The organism is Liquorilactobacillus capillatus DSM 19910, from assembly GCF_001434915.1.
In the GTDB taxonomy this organism is placed as follows: domain Bacteria; phylum Bacillota; class Bacilli; order Lactobacillales; family Lactobacillaceae; genus Liquorilactobacillus; species Liquorilactobacillus capillatus.
Genome location: NZ_AZEF01000032.1, coordinates 88,701 through 107,166 on the forward strand (window position 1 = coordinate 88,701; position 18,466 = coordinate 107,166).

At 37.5% G+C, this 18,466-nt stretch carries 17 protein-coding genes; 11 read left to right on the top strand and 6 right to left on the bottom strand.

Annotated features, from left to right (window positions below):
* Positions 1-108: 108 nt before the first annotated feature.
* Positions 109-531, bottom strand: a complete 423-nt coding sequence (locus tag FC81_RS07975) for a hypothetical protein (protein ID WP_235804659.1) — start codon at positions 529-531, stop codon at positions 109-111.
* Positions 532-1,066: 535 nt separating this feature from the next.
* Here FC81_RS07975 and FC81_RS07980 point away from each other — a divergent pair.
* Both FC81_RS07980 and FC81_RS07985 read left to right on the top strand, forming a co-directional pair.
* On the top strand, positions 1,067-2,023 hold the full coding sequence (locus tag FC81_RS07980; RefSeq protein WP_057745405.1) for a Dyp-type peroxidase: 957 nt from the start codon (positions 1,067-1,069) through the stop codon (positions 2,021-2,023).
* A gap of 344 nt (positions 2,024-2,367) precedes the next feature.
* On the top strand, positions 2,368-2,682 hold the full coding sequence (locus FC81_RS07985) for a bacteriocin immunity family protein (protein WP_420806350.1): 315 nt from the start codon (positions 2,368-2,370) through the stop codon (positions 2,680-2,682).
* Positions 2,683-2,820: 138 nt separating this feature from the next.
* Here FC81_RS07985 and FC81_RS11270 read toward each other — a convergent pair whose 3' ends face one another.
* A complete protein-coding gene (locus FC81_RS11270; RefSeq protein ID WP_420806351.1) occupies positions 2,821-3,024 on the bottom strand; it encodes a transposase in 204 nt (67 codons plus the stop codon).
* Positions 3,025-3,163: 139 nt separating this feature from the next.
* Positions 3,164-3,406: a transposase gene (locus FC81_RS11275; RefSeq protein WP_083478794.1), complete on the bottom strand. Its 243-nt coding sequence runs from the start codon at positions 3,404-3,406 to the stop codon at positions 3,164-3,166.
* 150 nt (positions 3,407-3,556) lie between these two features.
* Here FC81_RS11275 and FC81_RS11280 point away from each other — a divergent pair, with 150 nt between their 5' ends.
* Positions 3,557-3,652: a type I toxin-antitoxin system Fst family toxin gene (locus tag FC81_RS11280; protein WP_157054750.1), complete on the top strand. Its 96-nt coding sequence runs from the start codon at positions 3,557-3,559 to the stop codon at positions 3,650-3,652.
* 681 nt (positions 3,653-4,333) lie between these two features.
* Here FC81_RS11280 and FC81_RS07990 read toward each other — a convergent pair.
* Both FC81_RS07990 and FC81_RS11180 read right to left on the bottom strand, forming a co-directional pair.
* Positions 4,334-5,185, bottom strand: a complete 852-nt coding sequence (locus FC81_RS07990) for a PhzF family phenazine biosynthesis protein (protein WP_057745408.1) — start codon at positions 5,183-5,185, stop codon at positions 4,334-4,336.
* Positions 5,186-5,333: 148 nt separating this feature from the next.
* Complete coding sequence (locus FC81_RS11180) at positions 5,334-5,582, bottom strand: transposase (protein WP_235804660.1); 249 nt, start codon at positions 5,580-5,582, stop codon at positions 5,334-5,336.
* Here FC81_RS11180 and FC81_RS11230 point away from each other — a divergent pair.
* Complete coding sequence (locus FC81_RS11230; RefSeq protein ID WP_268871912.1) at positions 5,547-5,669, top strand: hypothetical protein; 123 nt, start codon at positions 5,547-5,549, stop codon at positions 5,667-5,669. The genes FC81_RS11180 and FC81_RS11230 overlap by 36 nt on opposite strands.
* Before the next feature lie 844 nt (positions 5,670-6,513).
* On the top strand, positions 6,514-7,071 hold the full coding sequence (locus FC81_RS07995; protein ID WP_057745411.1) for a TetR/AcrR family transcriptional regulator: 558 nt from the start codon (positions 6,514-6,516) through the stop codon (positions 7,069-7,071).
* Positions 7,072-7,073: 2 nt separating this feature from the next.
* Here FC81_RS07995 and FC81_RS08000 read toward each other — a convergent pair whose 3' ends face one another.
* Positions 7,074-8,204 carry an alpha/beta fold hydrolase gene (locus FC81_RS08000; RefSeq protein ID WP_057745414.1) on the bottom strand — a complete coding sequence of 377 codons (1,131 nt, stop codon included), beginning with the start codon at positions 8,202-8,204 and terminating at the stop codon, positions 7,074-7,076.
* Positions 8,205-8,876: 672 nt separating this feature from the next.
* Here FC81_RS08000 and FC81_RS08005 point away from each other — a divergent pair.
* The 6 genes from FC81_RS08005 (at position 8,877) to FC81_RS08030 (ending at position 18,200) form a co-directional block, all read left to right on the top strand.
* Positions 8,877-13,040 carry a glycosyl hydrolase 53 family protein gene (locus FC81_RS08005; protein WP_057745417.1) on the top strand — a complete coding sequence of 1,388 codons (4,164 nt, stop codon included), beginning with the start codon at positions 8,877-8,879 and terminating at the stop codon, positions 13,038-13,040.
* 283 nt (positions 13,041-13,323) lie between these two features.
* Positions 13,324-14,052, top strand: coding sequence for a demethylmenaquinone methyltransferase (locus tag FC81_RS08010; RefSeq protein WP_057745420.1), 729 nt, complete (start codon positions 13,324-13,326; stop codon positions 14,050-14,052).
* 90 nt (positions 14,053-14,142) lie between these two features.
* On the top strand, positions 14,143-15,732 hold the full coding sequence (locus FC81_RS08015; protein WP_057745423.1) for an APC family permease: 1,590 nt from the start codon (positions 14,143-14,145) through the stop codon (positions 15,730-15,732).
* A gap of 37 nt (positions 15,733-15,769) precedes the next feature.
* Entirely contained in the window at positions 15,770-16,576 is an 807-nt protein-coding gene (locus FC81_RS08020) for a hypothetical protein (protein WP_057745426.1), read from the top strand.
* Positions 16,577-16,700: 124 nt separating this feature from the next.
* Positions 16,701-17,564: a bifunctional hydroxymethylpyrimidine kinase/phosphomethylpyrimidine kinase gene (locus FC81_RS08025; RefSeq protein ID WP_057745428.1), complete on the top strand. Its 864-nt coding sequence runs from the start codon at positions 16,701-16,703 to the stop codon at positions 17,562-17,564.
* A 123-nt stretch (positions 17,565-17,687) separates the two neighbouring features.
* The gene (locus FC81_RS08030) at positions 17,688-18,200 is read left to right on the top strand and encodes an ECF transporter S component (protein ID WP_057745430.1); all 513 of its coding nucleotides are present in this window, start codon (positions 17,688-17,690) and stop codon (positions 18,198-18,200) included.
* Positions 18,201-18,466 lie beyond the last annotated feature (266 nt).

Here is an 18,466-nt window from a genome sequence, read left to right on the forward strand (position 1 = left end):
AAAAAGTTGGACGTGTTTATTTTAATTGTTAGCTAAATACTGTTTACGATATTCGGCTGGAGTTAAGCCATGTCGTTACTTCTGATCCTCCTAAATGCTAGTAGATAATCAATGATGTAGCTCCTTTTGTTGAGCCATTATGGCAGGCAGTGCCACTTCATCGATCATTTGATTAACCCAAGCATCAGTAACTTCAGCTTGGTCGATCATTACTTGATAGAGCAGTAGGTTAAAGGGTAAAAGTTTAACATAATCCGTAACCGTATGTTTGATTTCACCATTTAGTTGAGCCTGGCTTAGTAAACGTTCCATAATGAATAGATTCTCTTTTTTTAACTTTTTTTCTAACTTTTGAGCAGAAGGGGTCTCATTACCAAGTTCAACCATGTAGGCATGCATAAAGCGTGGGGATGAATGAAAATGACTTATAGTTCTAATTAAATTATCACGCATTGTGGCACCTGAAAAGTCAAGCTCAGCAAGTGATTTAATATCATCTGAAAAATATTGTTCTGCTTCATATAAAAGCATAAAAGGATTTTCCCAACGTTGATACAGAACGGGACGAGTAGTACCAGCGAGTTTAGCGCTATTGGCAAAAGTTACTTTGGTATACCCATCAGTGTTTAGAATTTAAATAGTTGCTTTAAATATTGTTACTCGTAATTGTTCATTCTTCTAATTCGCTTTTCTGGGCAACTGTTTCAACAGCAGTATCCATTCTTCCCGGTTTACTGCTTACTAATAAGTTAAAGTAAAACTACTGGTTTTTTATAGATATCTTAGCAAGGACAGTTATGATATCGGTATTCAAGTGAAGCCCTAGCTTAAAGCACTGTAATAAGAGTTGCATGGAGAATTTGAAAATGATGTATAGATTCGCGAGGGTAGAAATACACTTGAGGAAACCCTAAGGATAAATCAATGCAATAATAGATTGTACAAAATATAAATAAATGATATTATTGCTATGTGATATTTAGTTTAGATTAATTACCAATAAAGAAATAGTTTAATTTAGCTAAAGAGGAATATTAATAATAATTAATTTTGGAGGTATTTTTATATGTCAGTTAATGCCAAGTGTGCGCAAGATGTCTGGAAAGATGTGGGGGAGCATGTTCAATTTACGGTCTTAAAATTTAATCATCAAGATCCAGAACAAGAACGGGCTGCTTTTCAAGAATTTGCTGACCGCTCGCAGGCGATTATCCGTTCATTGCGTATTCGAGATGCTGAACCTGCAGTAGGCTCACAGTTGAAGGTGGCGATTGGAATCAGTAATGCAGCTTGGGACTATTTATTTCCTAATGCACCTAAACCGAAAGAGCTTGAGACTTATACAACTTTAAAAGGTCCGAAATATGAGATGCCAGCGTCAGATGGAGATCTATTTTTTCATATCCGTGCCAGTAATGAAGCTGTTGTTTATGAATGTCAAACACAGTTTCAACGAGTCCTTGCTCCTTTTACAAGTGTGATCGATGAAACAAAGGGTTTTCGTTACTTTGAAGGACGGGCTATTATCGGGTTTATTGATGGTACTGAAGCCCCGCAGGCGGAAGATGCTGCAGCATATGCCCTAGTTGGTGATGAAGACCCATTATTTGAGAATGGCGCCTATGCTTTCGCCCAAAAATGGAAACATGATATGCCGGTCTGGGAACATATGTCGACTGAACATCAAGAAAAAGCTATTGGACGAGAAAAATTTAGTGATTTTGAACTAGATGACGAGAAAAAGTTTAAAAATGCACATAATGTAGCTTCTAAACTTGAGGTTGATGGGGTGGAACAAAAGATTATTCGAATGAATGTACCATTTTCTGATCCCGCTATAGGTAACACAGGAACATATTTCATCGGTTATGCTCGTCATTGGAATGTTATTAGAGGAATGTTGGAGAATATGCTGACAAAAAGTGATTTTCTCTTGACCTTTTCAACACTTTTATCTGGGCAGGTCTTCTTTATCCCTTCCCGTGATTTACTAGCTAAAATAGCAGAAGATGAATTAAAGTAGTTTATTGTGGTAGTTACAGGAATGATAAGTGAATAGCTTTATTCCGGAAGTGATAGCTGTTGCTTGATACTACATAGGTAAAGCTTAAAATTATTGTGATAGAAATTAAATTGAATTTGATAACGAAAAGGACTGTAGTGTGAGCTTTACCCTGCAGCCTTTTTTGTGTTAATCTTTTTAAGGTAAGGTGTTTATCCAACTAGGATTTAAAATAGAGATTCCTCTTTTTCAATAATAGGCACAAGTTGAAGCTCAGCAGTTTAACTGTGCTGACCGAACTATATTCAAAAAATAACGCTTAGAATAATTGGAAAGTTAGACAGTAATATTAAAAGTCAGAAGTGATCATAGTGTTTAAAAAAAGTAAAATAGAGAACCAAGAAATATTGAGTAAAATGTATGATTTTGTCTTAAACCCTGATATTTCAGAACGTGAAAGAAAAATTGGACTTATGGCAAAGAAAGATCTGGAAAAAAATAGGTATACAGTAGCAGTCGTTAATAAGGTAATGGTTAGTTTGCAGCGTGAAGCAATGACAAAGAGATTGACCCCAGCTGCAGCGGCTTTTTACCATGAGTTGGAGCCTATTTTGAATAAAATAGCGCCAATTGGAACAAATCGAGGATGGATAATGTTTCATAATAGCTATTTAGACTAAAACTGTTTTGCCCATAGTTTCAGAGCTTGATTGAACATATAATTGCATCATAATTCAAAGCATATTAAGATAACTTCAGCGGACTTTTGGGCTCTTTGTTAACGGGTGTTGATGAGAAAATTTTATGGGAAAATCAATTCATTTTCGAATTGGTTTTCTTTTTTTTATTCGAATCATAAATTCAATTCTAATCCGGGTATAAAAATGTGACCAGTTTCTGCAGCCGTATGCCATGCGTTTAATTTGTTTGATTTTGCGATTAACCCCTTCTAGTGGACCATTCGAATAGCTGCTTGCCATCATGTTCTTAATTAGTGGTAAGTGTTTACGATAGGTTTTTATTGTTGTTTCAAGCTATGGGCTGATGCTGTCAGCTTGATTCAATGTTTGAGTAATTGTGATTTCTTAAGATATCAACTAGAAAATGCACAACGAGGTAAGTGCGTTGATTTAAATCAGAATAAGTCTTTAAAAATAAACGCTAATGATGTTTGAGGATACGATATTCTCGTGAATTTTGAGCGAAGTGATGCATTAATTGGACGCGTGTCTGATTCAACGCTTGGAGTCCCATTTGAACTAGATGAAAGTTATCGGCAATCATTTTTGCTTCTGGAAAGATTCTGCAAATTGCGGATTGGTACTGTGTATGGAAATCAATGACTACGTGTTTAACTTTCTGGCGTTCAGCTAAGGAATAGTTACTTTCAAAGGGTTTTTTGATATTGCGATTAAGACGGAAGAAGTAGAAAAGGTTAGGAACGAGCCTAAAACGCCAGAAACGTTAAAGATATCAAAAAAACGATACTGGTGGCAAGGACGATAAATAAGGTATAATGAAAAAGTTGCCTACCCAAACTGCAACAGTTGGGAGGTGCACAAATTGTTTACTAATTTCTTTGCTCCCCTTGTGGTTGGCTTAATAGTCGCTTGGTTTACTGATTGGCTAAATCGGAAACACCGCAAGTAAAACTAAATAGGCAACATTTAGCCCACTAAAAAGCCCCTAACAGTTATGACCTGTTAGGGGCTTTGGTGCACATATTGCTACTAATTTTCTTTGCGAATTCATTATAACATGAAATAAAAAAAGAGTGCAAAGAAGAAAGATAGTTGTTACCTTAGATTAGAGTAAACGAGAAGAAGGAGAAGAGATTATGTGGGGCGACTTAATAAGTTTTATTATTGATATGTTACAATTTTATTTATGGTCTGATAATTCTAAAGACAAGAAAAGAAAGAGACAAAAAAAGAGAAAGAAGCAGTAAGTGGTATAGATTGTGTAATTCTAAAAAATGCGCGTATGTGAAAGGAAGTTAAAGGGTTACGGCAAGTTTGTGATTAGGGGTCAATGCACAAGGGCACGTGAAGGACTGGTATAGTTGTTAGTGTTGATAAGATAGGTTATGTAAACTAGAAGTGGTAAGAGCAAATATTAACCTGAAAACCACATGTTTAATATTTTAGTAAACTACCTATTTTGTTATTACAAGCAGTTCCCTTGATCAGCAAGTCTAAATCACGATAAGCAAAAGTTAATTCAATTAATTTTGAAACCAAATCTTGCACCCTAGATGCTAATTCTTTAAAAAAAGCACATCGCATAAGTCTACGGCTGTGCTTTTTGTTTCGATTGCTCTTAATTAATAATTTAAACCGATACTGATTTATTTTCTACTAAATAACCATATCCACCCACAAATACTCCATCAATAACATTATCATGAGTTGTTAAATTAACGACAATTCTTGATGGGCTATTAAGATTGTACCCCTGCTCAAAAGTATATTGTGACTTCTTTTCCACATATTTAAATAGATAGCAGGCCAAAGCACAGTTAGATGTACCTGTTGCCGACTCTTCATCAATATCATAAAGAGGTGCAAAATTTCTACAAATTGCAGTAATTTTGCTCTCGCTCTCTTCAAGTGAAAATGCATGAACACCAACTACATTTTGCTCTTTACTTAAGGCAGCCATAGCTTTAAAATTCGGCTTTAATTTTTGAAGTGCTTTACTTGACCTTACTGGTAAAAGAATATCGCGCAATCCTGTTGATATAATCTGAATTGGTATTTTTGAGTCAATTGAATTTGTATCTAAACATGCATTAAATGAATCTGATGTAAGTATATTAGAATAAGTAGGAACATTTTGTTCCATAAATACCATGCCGTCTGTGCCGACTTTCATGGACAAAATACCCGACTTTGTTTCTATCGTATAGTCACTTTTAGATAATTTATTTGTCAAGTTCAGAAAGGTGAATGTTGCAATGGTAGCATGTCCACAAAGTGGAACTTCTTCCGTAGGTGTGAAATACTCTAAACGAAAGTCCGCTAATTTTGATTCGGTTATAAAAGCCGTTTCAGCATATCCTAATTCTTTGGCAATTGCCATTTTTTGAACAGAAGTCAAATCGGGTCTATCAAAAACAAGACCAGCTTTATTACCGCCAGTATTATTTTTACTAAAAGCACTTACAACATATACGTCAACCATTATTATTTGTCTCCATTCAACATTACTTCGATTATCACTTTGTTCTGATTAGTATACAGATTTATTGAAAAACTTACAATCACTATTGTTTAAGCTGTCAAAGTCTTTTGCTAACTAATTGCCTTTTTTACAAAAAAATGGCTCTTCGTCAACTGTTGTTGGTGAATCCACTTATAAAAGTTCTAATTACTTTGTGATTAGAACTTTTTTTGTATGGATTCGAAAAATATAGTACCCTGGTTCTAAAGCTGAAGAAGCTACGATAACCAAAACTCGCTCGTTTGATCGCTTTGATTTTATTATCAGGTCCCTCTAGAGGTCCGTTTGAATACTGAGTAATAAAGGTATTGTGGATTTTTTCATGATGGGTTTGAAGCATCTTAATTGTGCTGCTCATTTCTTCAGAACAACCTTCAATATTCCAGAAAGCGGCGGCGTAGTTACTCCAGTTTTTGTGCTGAATCGCGGTTCATACATGGTTTAAGATGTTATAAGTTTGTTTGGGCTAAGAAAGTGGTCTGACACTCTTTACATTGAAAATTTCTCCACTTTAATTGCAGGATAACGTTATTTCCAAGTACTTTCGCGAAACGAACGTTTGTCATGCGCCAACCATCATTGATGATACCACAATGAGGACAAGACTTTGAACGGTAATCTAAAGTGCCATTTAGCCAAATAACGCCATCATTTTTTTGGTACCATCCTCAGTTTTGATATGATTATCTTATATACTTATATACTTATATACCTAATAACAACTTTGGAGTATCATTACACATAAGGACATTTCCTTCTTTCTGAAAAATCTTCGTGGTTGTTGGTTTTTATGAACGGATAGAAATGTCCGCTTTTTTGTCTTCAATAATAATATACAAAAAATCTGTCATTAGTAATAGAGAAATCTATTATTAACAACAGATATTATAGAGCCCATGAAAATTGGGTGTTGATGTAGAGATCCATCACGTCCAATATTGTAGAGCCTAAATAAAATACATGGAAATTGAAAAACATTAAAATAAGTGGTGTGTCAATAACAGTAAGCTATTACTTCGAAATAGTTTGACCAAGGAATTAGTCAATAAACTTAGGTTCAGTTGTAGGAATTTGCTAAAATATCCCTGCGTGATCCTTAGCTAAAGGATAATTTTTGAGACAATGTTATCAGAAAAATGTTTTTATTTGTAGCGTTTGCCGGTAGAACTAAGTAGTTTATAGTATATAATCAGTTATGTTAAAGGCTCCTCCTAAATTGGTATTTCCGTCAATTTAAGAGGAGCCTGTATGCTAAAAATATGTTTAATTAATCGTGGGGGAACTTAATCATGAAGCATGATTTACGTTTTATTAAAACTGAACAATGTATTACGAACAGTTTCTTTCATCTCTTGAAAGAACAGGGGTTTCGGAAATTATCAGTCATTCAACTTGTCAAACAGGCACAAATTGGCAGACCAACCTTTTACCAGCATTACGAGGATAAATATACTCTAGCAGCTAGCCTAATGACACGTTATCGAGATGATTTTCAAACTCTAATTGCAAAAAGAATGTCAGTTAATCAAATTAACTTGGTATTGGAAAGCCTTGCGCAATACTTAATTAATAATCGTAATCAAATCAATTTGCTTTGTACTATTCAACTTGATAACGGTGATACGTTGATGACTGAATATGAGCAAGTTCTAAAAAATGAATTTACACGTGCTTATCAGAATAATATGTCTATAGATCGAACTGAAATACCTTTAGATTATGCTACTGATTTATATGCTGCAATCTCCATGGTGTTTATTAAACATACTTTAACCACTGGTACCGTTAATTCGAAAATTGTGGCTGGACTTAACGATCTGGCGAGAAACTTGAATTTGTCAATTTAATTTTAAAAAGTTTCGTTCAAAAAACTGATGATTGCTTTAGCAGCTAATGGTTTAGCTCCAACCTGGCAGTGGCGTTCTCCCCCGCTTTGTTCAGTAAATACCTTCGTGGTAATTGATCGGGCATGAACAAGTTGAGCAGCTTCCTTAGCAGTTGTTTCGGCTGGAACGTACAGATCTTTGGTACAACCAAGTAAGAGAACATCTTGCTGAATCTGATCTAACTTTCCAGCCATAGTATACTTGCGCAGCTTTAGGACGAAATCAACAGGTCGTTTAGTAAGGGTAATATCCATTCCTTTACCCATCGTGAATGCAAAGTCCACACTTTTTTTCATTAGATAGACTAATTTAGTATTTAATCCTTCTTGTACGGCAGGATCATCTAATTGATTAAGAATCTTTTCAACTCCTGGCATTCGCATCAGCATTGCGTCAGCCATGTCGTACATAACATCAAAACAAATAACTTTTTTTATGCGTGGTTCGTAAGCAGCTGCACGCGCCGCTAAGTACCCGCCTAATGACATTCCTATCAAGTCAACTGATTGTAAATGATAAAAATCAATGATTGCGGCGACTGGTTTCTCCCATTTATGAGTTAATGGAATGCCAGAACGCAGTGCCTCACCTTGTCCTGGACCTTCAAACAGAATGAAATTATACTCTGTTAACTGGGAATACAGATTTTGTTGAAATGTTAAACGAATCAATTCTTCCAAATATGAGTCGAATCCTCCCTGAAAAATTAATGTTTTCGTGGCATTTGGACGTTTGATATATGCTATCGGCATTGCACCGACACCATAAGGTACTTTATCAAATTTGATCATCGAGGTGTCAATACTTTTATAATAGTTTTGCTTAAAGTTATTATATGTGGGTAATTTACGCGGGTCGTGTTCGCTAAGAAAGAAGTCCGCCATTTGATAATAAGCCGAAGCTAAATCATAGCGATCTTTAGTTTCGGCATTCTGCGCAGCCTTATTCCAAGTTGCAAACCAAGATTCCTGATCAGTGATTTTCTTGACACCTGTTGCAATTTCTTCTTGTACTGTAATGTTTGTTTGATAAGGTTCCATAAAGCGATTAATTTGAAAGTTGAACTGTTCGTTTTTTATATATTTTTTATACATAGTGAGACCTCCATGTCTTTGTCTTATCAATGTTTATAGAATAAAGCAGAAATGTTTATTTGACGACATGCAGTTTAACGGTGTCTGTTCAATAAGAAACAAATTGGCCTAAACTGTCTCTTAGAAAACACAGATAAAGTAGAATAACTGTCATTACATTGCTTTTTCCCAGTAAAGAAAAGCTTCATGAAGAAAAGGATCATAGCTATAGGGCTAAGAAAAAATTTAACATTGGTTTTAAAAGGATACTTGGGGTACGCTATGATTTTGGCGGTAATCGAACCAGAAGACAAATATAGAATTTCAAAGTGAACTATTTGTGATTTAAATAAATTGAAACTGTACCAACGAAATTTAGCTACTGGAACGTTACAAGCTAAAATGGTTAGAATAGGCAAGAAACCTGATGTTGCTTATCTTCAATCGAGGATCGTTACTTGCACAATATTATTGTACATAAACTTAGTGACAGAATGATAACAGATTTAGTTATAGATACACTTAAGTAGATGAACGGGCAAAAAACATTGGAAGATTAGAGCTGGTATGGTTGAAGAGGATGTTACTATAAAAATATCACTTTTTTTCGGAAAAAAAGTAAGATTAAACTATTAAAAGGATGAAATCTAGTATATTATAAATGGGAGAATATATGTTTTAAAGGAGAAAATAATGATTGAACGTAAACTGCATTACAAAATGTATAAAGCCGGTAAAAACTGGATTTATGCTGCATTAGCCACAGCAGCTTTAGCTGTTGGAGTATCCGCTGGTTCAAGTACTGTCCACGCCGATACCGTCAATGGAACGGATGCAAAGACAGCAGAAACAACGGTAACAGAAACAAGTGTTTCACAACAAAAATCTGCGGCTGTTACTACGAGTTCACAGATCCAAAATACGCAAAGTAATTCACAAACTACAACTCAAACACAGACAGATTCTTCACAGAAAACACCGGCTACAGCTGCCGTAACGGTTAAAGCTGATAGTGCTGCTCAGTCGTCAAATAAAGAAAGTGTAACAGAAAAGACGACAGTACAAGCTTCAAGCAAACAAGCTACTTCTACATCAGAAAATGAAAAGGCTTCATCAGTTGCTACAACTACGGCTTCTAGTCAGACGGCTGTTCAATCTCAAAAGATTGAGACAACAACTACTGCTTCTAATGAACAAAAGAAGGATGAACAAACAGCCACAGCTAAAAGTGTCAAACCTGCGACGGTGACACGATCAGCTGACGTTCAAGCAAAACAACAGGCAGCAGCTGTACAACCGGTTAAGAAACTGACACAAAAACAGCAAAATGGCAAGTGGTATCTGTATGATGAAAATGGCAAGTATCAAGTCGGTTTTCAACAGATAGCAGACCAAAATAAGACGGTTTATTATAATACGCTTGGTCAGATGCAATATGGGCAACAACGAGTCCAAAATAACTGGTATCTTTTTGACAAGAATACGGGTGCAATGCAGACTGGGTTCCAAAAAATTCCAGAACAAAAGAAAACAGTGTATTACAATAAGCAAGGCCAAATGCAACACGGTCAGCAGCAGATTCAAAATAACTGGTATCTTTTTGATAAGAACACGGGTGCGATGCAAACGGGATTCCAGGATATTCCAGACCAAAGAAAGAAAGTCTATTATAACGATCGCGGTCAGATGCAATACGGTCAACAACGAATCCAAAATAACTGGTATCTTTTTGATAAGAATACGGGTGCAATGCAGACTGGTTTCCAGAATATCCCTGAACAAAATAAAACCGTTTATTATAATAACCGGGGTCAAATGCAGCATGGTCAGCAACAGATTCGGAATAACTGGTATCTCTTTGATCTAAATACGGGTGCGATGACGAAAGGTTTCTATTATATTGTTGCTCAGAATAAGATGGTTTACTACAATAAGCAAGGTCAAATGCTTCATGGAACACAGAAAGTGAATGGTCGTGCATATCAGTTTAATGGGACTACTGGGGCGTTAAATATTAAGGTAGGACAGCAGTTAATTGACGGACATTGGTACCTTTTTAATAATAAAAAGGTAATGCAGACCGGGTTCCAGAATATTGCAAACCAAGGGAAAACTGTTTATTACAATAATCAGGGTCAGATGCAATACGGTCAGCAACAGATCCAAAATAGTTGGTATCTCTTTGACAAAAATACGGGTGCAATGCAGACTGGTTTCCAAAAAATTCCAGATCAAAACAAGACGGTTTACTACAATAACCAAGGCCGGATGCAATACGGGCAGCAGCACATTCAAAATAATTGGTACCTCTTGGATAAGAATACCGGTGCAATGCAGACTGGCTTCCAAAAAATTCTAGATCAAAACAAGACGGTTTACTACAATAACCAAGGTCAGATGCAATATGGACAGCAGCACATTCAAAATAACTGGTATCTCTTTGATAAGAACACCGGCGCAATGCAGACCGGGTTCCAAAAAATTTCAGATCAAAACAAAACTGTTTATTATAATAATCAAGGTCAGATGCAATATGCATGGCAGACGATAAATAAAGCTAGTTATTATTTCGATAAGAATACGGGTGCGATGACTGAGGGGACCGTCAGAATAGATGGCGAAAAATATGATTTTGGTCAAGACGGAATTTTACGCGACCAAAACAAATATGATATTCAAGCCTATCGTGACCTGACAACAACTGCTATTAATGTGGCACTGACTAAAAGCGGTAAGCAAGAATTAAATACGAATCTAAAAAACAGTCAAGATAATTACGCGGCGTATGCATTGCATGATCAAGCACAGCTGATCGCACAAGGGGATCTTTCAGATGATACAGTAATCGTTGAGGACTATCTGCGCAAAAACGCTAACATGAACGGGACAGTCCTTGTGTATCGAGCTAATGTGAAGGCTACAACAGCAACTGAAGCAGCTCAAAAAACAGCACAAGCATTTGGAGACTGGTATAATTCATTGAACGATAAAACTTGGTCTTCATTAGGTGTTGGGGGTATCCAGGATCTCGAAAATACGAATGGCTGGACGGGCGCATTGGTGCTCTACAAAGCAGTTCCTGACACAGCCAACACGGTGACAACAGCAACCTCTAAGATAGTGTATAAAGTGGATAATGTTTACAAGAATCCTAGTCCAGCACAGGGACAAGAACAGCTTCAAAAAGATGCGCAGTTTTCTGATTCAGAAGTAGATAATACTGTAAATGCAACACAGCTGACTAATCTTTTGAGAGGACGTGCGGGCCAGGAGATCCAGGATACTAATTTAGGCGCAATTGCTAATTCAGTTGGTGGAATGACAACAGCACTTGTTGGAACAAAAGAATATACTGACAGTTATGGAGCTAAATATCATTATGAATTTTGGCTAGAAGGCCAGAATGCAGATGATAAAGAGGCTGGTTTTGTTAAGTATAACAAAGGTGCGGTCTATGGTGGAAACTTAATCGTGACCGTTTCAGCAGAAGCTGTCTATGATGTAGTAAAGCCAACAGAAAATACTGCAACGCCTACTTCTAAGATGACAAATGATCAGATTACAGCGGCCTACAAAAACGGTACTGAAACAGGATTGAAATATGAACAAGTTACCATCAAACCGATCGCTGGGATGACAAAAGATATGGCTCGTGGAGTTGATATCTCTAGTTACATCGCTTTAAAGAATGCGGGTGTTAAGTTCTATGATTTTGATGGCAAGGAAGCTAGTTTAATTAAAGTCCTACATGATGCTGGAGTTAATTATCTGCGCTTGCGGATTTGGAATGACCCATATGACCGTGAAAATAATACTTACGGTGGTGGCGCTTCAGATGAAGCAAGTATGCTTGAAATAGCTCGAGAGGCTTCACAGTATGGGATGAAACTGGCACTTGACCTACAATATTCTGATTTTTGGACAGACCCAGGAAAACAGGTCGTACCTAAGGCATGGAAAAATTTAACAAATGCAGGACTTGAACAAGCTGTTTATCTTTATACTAAAAAGATAATGGCTGATTTCAATAATACCGGGGCTACAGTTGGGATGGTTCAGGTTGGAAATGAGATCACCAATGGCCTATTAGGTATTATCGCGAGTCGTGATAAAGGGGAATCTTATTCAAATATTTGGAATAATTCAGAAAGTGCTGGTAAAATAAGCGATTACCTTGCTGCTGGAGCACACGCGATAAGAGAAACTACACCAGATGCAAAAGTCGTCATTCATATCGAAACGCCAAATATTGATAAATATAGTGCAATTATGGACTCATTGAAGAAGAATGCGGTCGACTATGATGTTCTGGGTTCATCTTATTATCCATTCTGGTCAACTGGTAATGACAACGGGCATGGTTTGAAAAAGGGTGCAAATACACCGGAGAACCTTATCGCTGTCGAGAAAATGGTAAAAGAAAAATATAATAAACAATTTGTTGTTCTTGAGACTGGTTGGGTAAACTCATTGATGGATGCAGATGGAACAGGTAATTCGATCAGTTCTGGCACAAGTGCTTATTCAGTTGGACCGCAAGGACAAGTTGATGCCTTAAGCGATATGTATAAAGCGTTAGTCCACGAAGGCGGATTAGGTGCATTCTACTGGGAACCAGCTTGGATTCCAGTAAGAGCTGGTTGGGATAACTGGAAGTATAATAAAGAGATGGCTGATATTTATGGAACAGGTTGGGCTGCGAAAAATGCAGTCGGATATGCTCCTGACAATGTGATGTATTACAACGGTCAACCTGCTTGGGGTGGAACGACATGGGATAATGTAACTCTTTTTGATGCTCAAGGTTATCCACTTCAGTCGCTGAAAGCTTACAAAGAATTTATTAGCAAGAGCTAATTCTTAAGATGATTAAGGTTAGTCACCAACCTTTAATTGCTAAGCTAAAAATCAACTACTAAGAGATGGCGAGAGAGAACTAGATCAGAAATTACTTTTGATCTAGTTCTTTTTTTAGATATTTTATTAAAGTCAGTCTGACTTCACTAATTAGTACTTATTCTTAGCCAAAAGGCAGAGAGAAATCCTGTTTTAGTTAATATTGAGTTAATGCTTGTGGTAACATTACGATGAGGTACTAGAATAAGGATAGCTTTTAGAACTTTAAAGGAGGAGATTCTTGATGGTACAAACAAACAATATACCGCCTCAAAAAGTACATTCGTTATTTGATCGAATTGCACCTAAATATGATCAAATGAATAATTTAATAACCTTAGGCTTGCATAAACATTGGCGTACAGAAACAATTAAGATGTTAAATATCCAACCTGGTGATTTTGTCTTAGATCTGTGTTGTGGAACAGGAGATCTAACCATTGATCTAGCCGAAAAGGTCGGTCCTAGCGGCCATGTTGTCGCCTTAGACTTGAGCGAAGAAATGTTGAAGTTGGCTAAGAAAAAAATCGAGGCAGCTCATTTGGCTGGACGGGTGACGCTTGTCACAGGAGACTCGATGCAGTTGCCATTTGAAGATAGTTACTTCGATATCGTCACGATTGGTTTTGGATTACGTAATGTTCCTGATGCTGATCAGGTCTTACGCGAAATGACCAGAGTTTTAAGGAATGATGGTCAGGTTGCTTGCCTTGAAACATCACAACCGCAGCAGCCATTGATTCGATTAGGCTGGAAGAGTTACTTCCATGTTGTGCCTGTAATGGCTAAATTGACAGGCAGTCGTTACCAAGATTATGATTATTTGCAAAAAACAACTAAGGCATTCGTTTCAGTTCAAAAGTTAGCTGCGATGTTTAGCGCTGCAGGACTCAAAAATGTACATTACAAACTTTTTGCTTTTGGGGCTGGGGCTGTGCATTTAGGTAACAAAAGACATGATAGAACCAAATAATAACAATCAAATTCATAGGGAGACTGCGGCCTGGCTTTCTTTACTGTGGTATAATTAAGCATTGGATTTTGAAGTGAAGGAGAGAAAAAAATGCCGCGTAAGATGAGTTTGTTTTCGATTGTGATGCTAACCTTAAGTGCGATTATTGGATCAGGGTGGTTGTTTGGGTCAGGGTTAGCAGCACATATTGCCGGACCAGCGGCAATTTTCTCGTGGATAATGGGCGGCATAATAATCGGGATCATCGCATTAAACTATATCGAGTTGGGCACGATGTTTCCAACTAGTGGCGGTATGAGTCAGTATGCATCATTTTCGCACGGTTCACTGCTGGGCTTTGTTGCTGGTTGGGCGAATTGGATTTCATTATTAACGATTATACCGATCGAAGCTGTTGCGGCGGTACAATATATGAGCTCATGGCCTTGGAGCTGGGCGAATTGGACCCGAGTCTTTATTGAAAAAGGTGATATTACTAACCTAGGTTTAGTTATTGTCTTTCTTTTTATCTTGGCATTTACTTTACTGAATTTCTGGTCAATTCGATTATTGACCAGTTTTACGAGCCTGATCTCGGTCTTTAAAATCTTTATCCCGCTACTGACGATCACTATTCTTTTTATAACGGGTTTCCATTCTGCTAGTTTTCACGCAGCTGCTGGATTTATGCCATATGGTAGTTCAGCAATTTTTACAGCAACAACTTCTGCCGGCATTATTTTTTCATACAATGCTTTTCAGACAACGATTAATATGGGAAATGAAATAGAGAACCCCGAAAAAAATATTTTCTGGGGCATAGTGATTGCTTTTGGAATTAGTATGGTGATATATACGCTTCTTCAAGTGGCCTTTATTGGGGCAGTACCGGTCGGAAAGCTAGAGATTGCTGGTTGGCATGGTGTTAATTTCCAATCGCCTTTTGCCGATATTGCGATCTTACTTAATTTGACCTGGTTAGCAAATCTGTTGTATATGGATGCTTTTGTCTCACCTTTTGGAACTGGCGTTTCATTTGTTGCAACAACTTCGCGTGCACTGGCTGCGATGACACAAACTCGTCATTTACCAACACGGCTTGGACAGCTGAATCAGAAATATCAAACACCGCGCAGAGCGATGATCGTTAACTTGGTTTTAGGAGTTGTTATGGTTGCCGCTTTTCGGAACTGGGGAACGTTGTCGAATGTTATCTCTACTTCGACATTGATTGCTTATTTAACGGGTCCGGTTACGTTAATGTCATTTAGACGGCATGGGGCTCATTTAAAAAGACCATTCCGACTGCGTGGAGCAGTCTTTCTAGCACCAACAGCTTATATTCTTGCTAGTTTGGCAATTTATTGGGCAAAATGGCCGACAACAATTGAAGTTTTTGGCGTTATTTTTATTGGCCTTATTTTTTATACTTTTTATGAATTTCGACAAGCAGCTGGTAAAAAGAAATTACTTGCAACTCTCCGAGGAACCCGCTGGCTTTTTTTAGAGATGTTGTGGTTAACGCTGATGTCATTGATTGGCAGTCATCAGTTTGGCGGACACGGTTGGCTGGATTATCCGCTTGATTTTGTTTTTGTTGCACTAGGTAGTTTAGCTTGTTACTTCTTGGGGCTGCATGATAGTTATACCAGTCGAGAAACCATGGCCGCATATGAACTGAATCAGCAAGTGAGAGACTAAAGTGTAGTAAGGCAGAATGGCATCTAGAGGAGGATTCATGAGAAAAAGATTTTTAGTGGAATTACTATCAGTGGTTGTGCTTTGTCTTTTATGCAGTTACGCAACTGTGGCAGCTAAAACGACTGTGTACCATGCAGATTATACGATTAGAGAACCGATCAAGAATAACAAATCAGCAGTTGACGGTTATTTTAATAAGCCGGCTGTCGTTCGGTTAGAGGATGGCCATTATAAAGTTATTATTAATATTATTACGAATCATGATCTTGGTTCATTTCCATTCCAAGTGATAAGGATCAATGGACTAGAGCCTGAAGTTGAGAAAAAGACACTGGGACAGCAAGATTATTATACATTTTCATTTATAACACAAGACGTTCATCAAAAGATATATGGTTTACTTAAAGTGGACATCGTAAGCAGCAATTATCATTACCAAGGTGGTTTTAACATTGACTTAGATGCAAAGAAGATTCCTTTACTAACAGAACAGACTACTAAAAGTGTAGTAGCGACTGGACAAACAGAGACAGCTACGTCGAAAAAAGTATCTGAAAGGAAGACCGCAGCGAGTACTTCTGTTACTCAGAAAGCAGCTCTTGGTCAAGAGACCGCTGGTAAACAAACAGATACTGAAATGAAGCAGTCTCGATCTACTAGTACTAAAAAGACAATTGATGCAGCGAATAACGCTAATAGTAATTTGAAAGATACAAACAAAGCAACGGCAGCGGCTAAGAAAAAAACAGCTTCTTTTGATACTGGAAAAATATTACTGGTATTAGGTATCGTACTTGCACTTGGTGTTGGCGGCTGGGGCTTAGTTTCAAATTACCGCGGCTAAGAAAAATAGTTGGAACTGGTATAAATAAATATAAAAGTTTAAGAATTGAGTGTGACTAATACTTAATTCTTCTTTTTTTAGCTTAACTACAAGTATTTATTAAAACTGGAGGGGAAGAGACACTATGGAAGAGGTGAAAAGACAGGGCCATTTGCTAGTGGCTGAAGATATATCAGCGCTGGGCAGTCTATCGCTAACAGCTGCATTGCCATTGTTAGCCCAATTAGGAATTCCAACAGCACTATTGCCGACAAGTATCTTATCAACTCAAAGCGAAGGTTTTGACCAGCCGGTGAGCTTAAGTACTGCTAAATGGCTACCGCGGGTTTGGAAACATTGGCAAGAGCAACAAGTCGTTCTAGATAGTGTTCTGATCGGTTATATCGGCGAGCTTGCAGTTGGAACTGAATTAAACAGTCTACTAGCAAAAATTGAGCCAACACATGTAGTTATCGATCCGGTCTTTGCTGATAATGGACAGCTGTATCCAACTTTTATAGAGCAGCATTTACAGCAATTATATCAGTTACTTAAGTGGGCTAATATCATTACACCTAACTATACGGAAGCGTGTTTTCTTGCTGCAGGACAAGTTGGTTCCCCCTTAAAGCAGCAATTTGTATTTACAGAAGCAGAGTTGCTACAAAAACTAGGGAAAATAATACTTCCTGGAGGTAAGGTAGTGATTACTGGAGTAGTAGAACAAGCGACTAACCAGATAGGCTGTATCTGGTTGGACGAAAGTGGTCAAGTTATACGAAAAATGTTTCCGCGGTTGGCAGGACATTTTTATGGCAGTGGGGACGTTTTCGCCGCTTTGCTAGCTGGTTTTACGTGGCAGGGACTGGCTTTCTCAGCAGCTATTAATGAGGCTGCCGAACTGACATATCTCGCCCTAAGGGAAACAGCGGAGACTAATAGTGAACGGAGACTAGGCATTAGACTTAGTAGAGTGATGGCCAAGTTAGCGCAGAAAATGAATAAATAGCCTAGTATCTTCATGGATAAGTGGTATAATATTGATTAATAATTAATGAGAAAACAATTAGTTGCCATATTTTGTTTTCTCATTTTTGTATAAGTAGAGTCATGATTAAGGAGATGTTTTGAGATGAAGACAAATTATAATAAGCAGTTTTCATTAAAGCGGTTGGCACTAGTGGCGATGTTGATTGCTGTAAATGTTGTTGTGGCAAGGATCTTTTTGATTCCAATTCCAATGACACATGGTTATATTAATTTATGTGATGCAGGAATTTTTATTGCTGCGTTATTGTTAGGTAAACGTGCAGGGCTGGTTGTTGGTGGTTTGAGCGGTTTCTTGCTTGATTTAATTGCTGGGTACCCACAATATATGCTTTTCTCATTACTTATTCATGGCTTGGAAGGCTATGCAGCTGGGCAGCTCAGTGCTCGTAAGGGAAAAGCTGGAATTACGAGTGCTATTTTAGTCGGAGTTATTATTATGGTGGGAGGGTATTTTATCGCTGACTCTCTTCTTTACACGTTCCAAGCTGGATTAGCGGGTGTTCCAACTAACTTATTCCAAGGAATCGTGGGTGCAATGGCCGCACTCCCTGTTTACTATCGTCTGAATAGTGGTGTTATCAGTAGTAATAAATAACAATTATGTCAGTGTTAAAGCAAGTTCTGTTGAGGGGTTAGAAGATGAATAAGTATTTTTTGAAGTAAGATAGAATTGGGTTCTGGCGTGATGTATTATTTAATTTTGTTAGCTGTTTATTCGACCTATAGATCGACGGAATAAGAGTAAGTTGTTTGATGATTAACTGTGAGAATTCTAAACACGTAGGGCTGAATAGTAAGTACAAAAAATTCCCTCTAAGATCTTTAGAGGGAAGCAAGATAAGCTCTGTGTTGGATTAAGAA

Coding starts and splice junctions, on each gene's coding strand:
- FC81_RS07975 (WP_235804659.1), bottom strand. CDS start 531: ATGCTTTTATATGAAGCAGAACAATATTTTTCAGATGATATTAAATCA.
- FC81_RS07980 (WP_057745405.1), top strand. CDS start 1,067: ATGTCAGTTAATGCCAAGTGTGCGCAAGATGTCTGGAAAGATGTGGGG.
- FC81_RS07990 (WP_057745408.1), bottom strand. CDS start 5,185: ATGGTTGACGTATATGTTGTAAGTGCTTTTAGTAAAAATAATACTGGC.
- FC81_RS11230 (WP_268871912.1), top strand. CDS start 5,547: ATGATGGGTTTGAAGCATCTTAATTGTGCTGCTCATTTCTTCAGAACA.
- FC81_RS11180 (WP_235804660.1), bottom strand. CDS start 5,582: ATGAGCAGCACAATTAAGATGCTTCAAACCCATCATGAAAAAATCCAC.
- FC81_RS07995 (WP_057745411.1), top strand. CDS start 6,514: ATGAAGCATGATTTACGTTTTATTAAAACTGAACAATGTATTACGAAC.
- FC81_RS08000 (WP_057745414.1), bottom strand. CDS start 8,204: ATGTATAAAAAATATATAAAAAACGAACAGTTCAACTTTCAAATTAAT.
- FC81_RS08005 (WP_057745417.1), top strand. CDS start 8,877: ATGATTGAACGTAAACTGCATTACAAAATGTATAAAGCCGGTAAAAAC.
- FC81_RS08010 (WP_057745420.1), top strand. CDS start 13,324: ATGGTACAAACAAACAATATACCGCCTCAAAAAGTACATTCGTTATTT.
- FC81_RS08015 (WP_057745423.1), top strand. CDS start 14,143: ATGCCGCGTAAGATGAGTTTGTTTTCGATTGTGATGCTAACCTTAAGT.
- FC81_RS08020 (WP_057745426.1), top strand. CDS start 15,770: ATGAGAAAAAGATTTTTAGTGGAATTACTATCAGTGGTTGTGCTTTGT.
- FC81_RS08025 (WP_057745428.1), top strand. CDS start 16,701: ATGGAAGAGGTGAAAAGACAGGGCCATTTGCTAGTGGCTGAAGATATA.
- FC81_RS08030 (WP_057745430.1), top strand. CDS start 17,688: ATGAAGACAAATTATAATAAGCAGTTTTCATTAAAGCGGTTGGCACTA.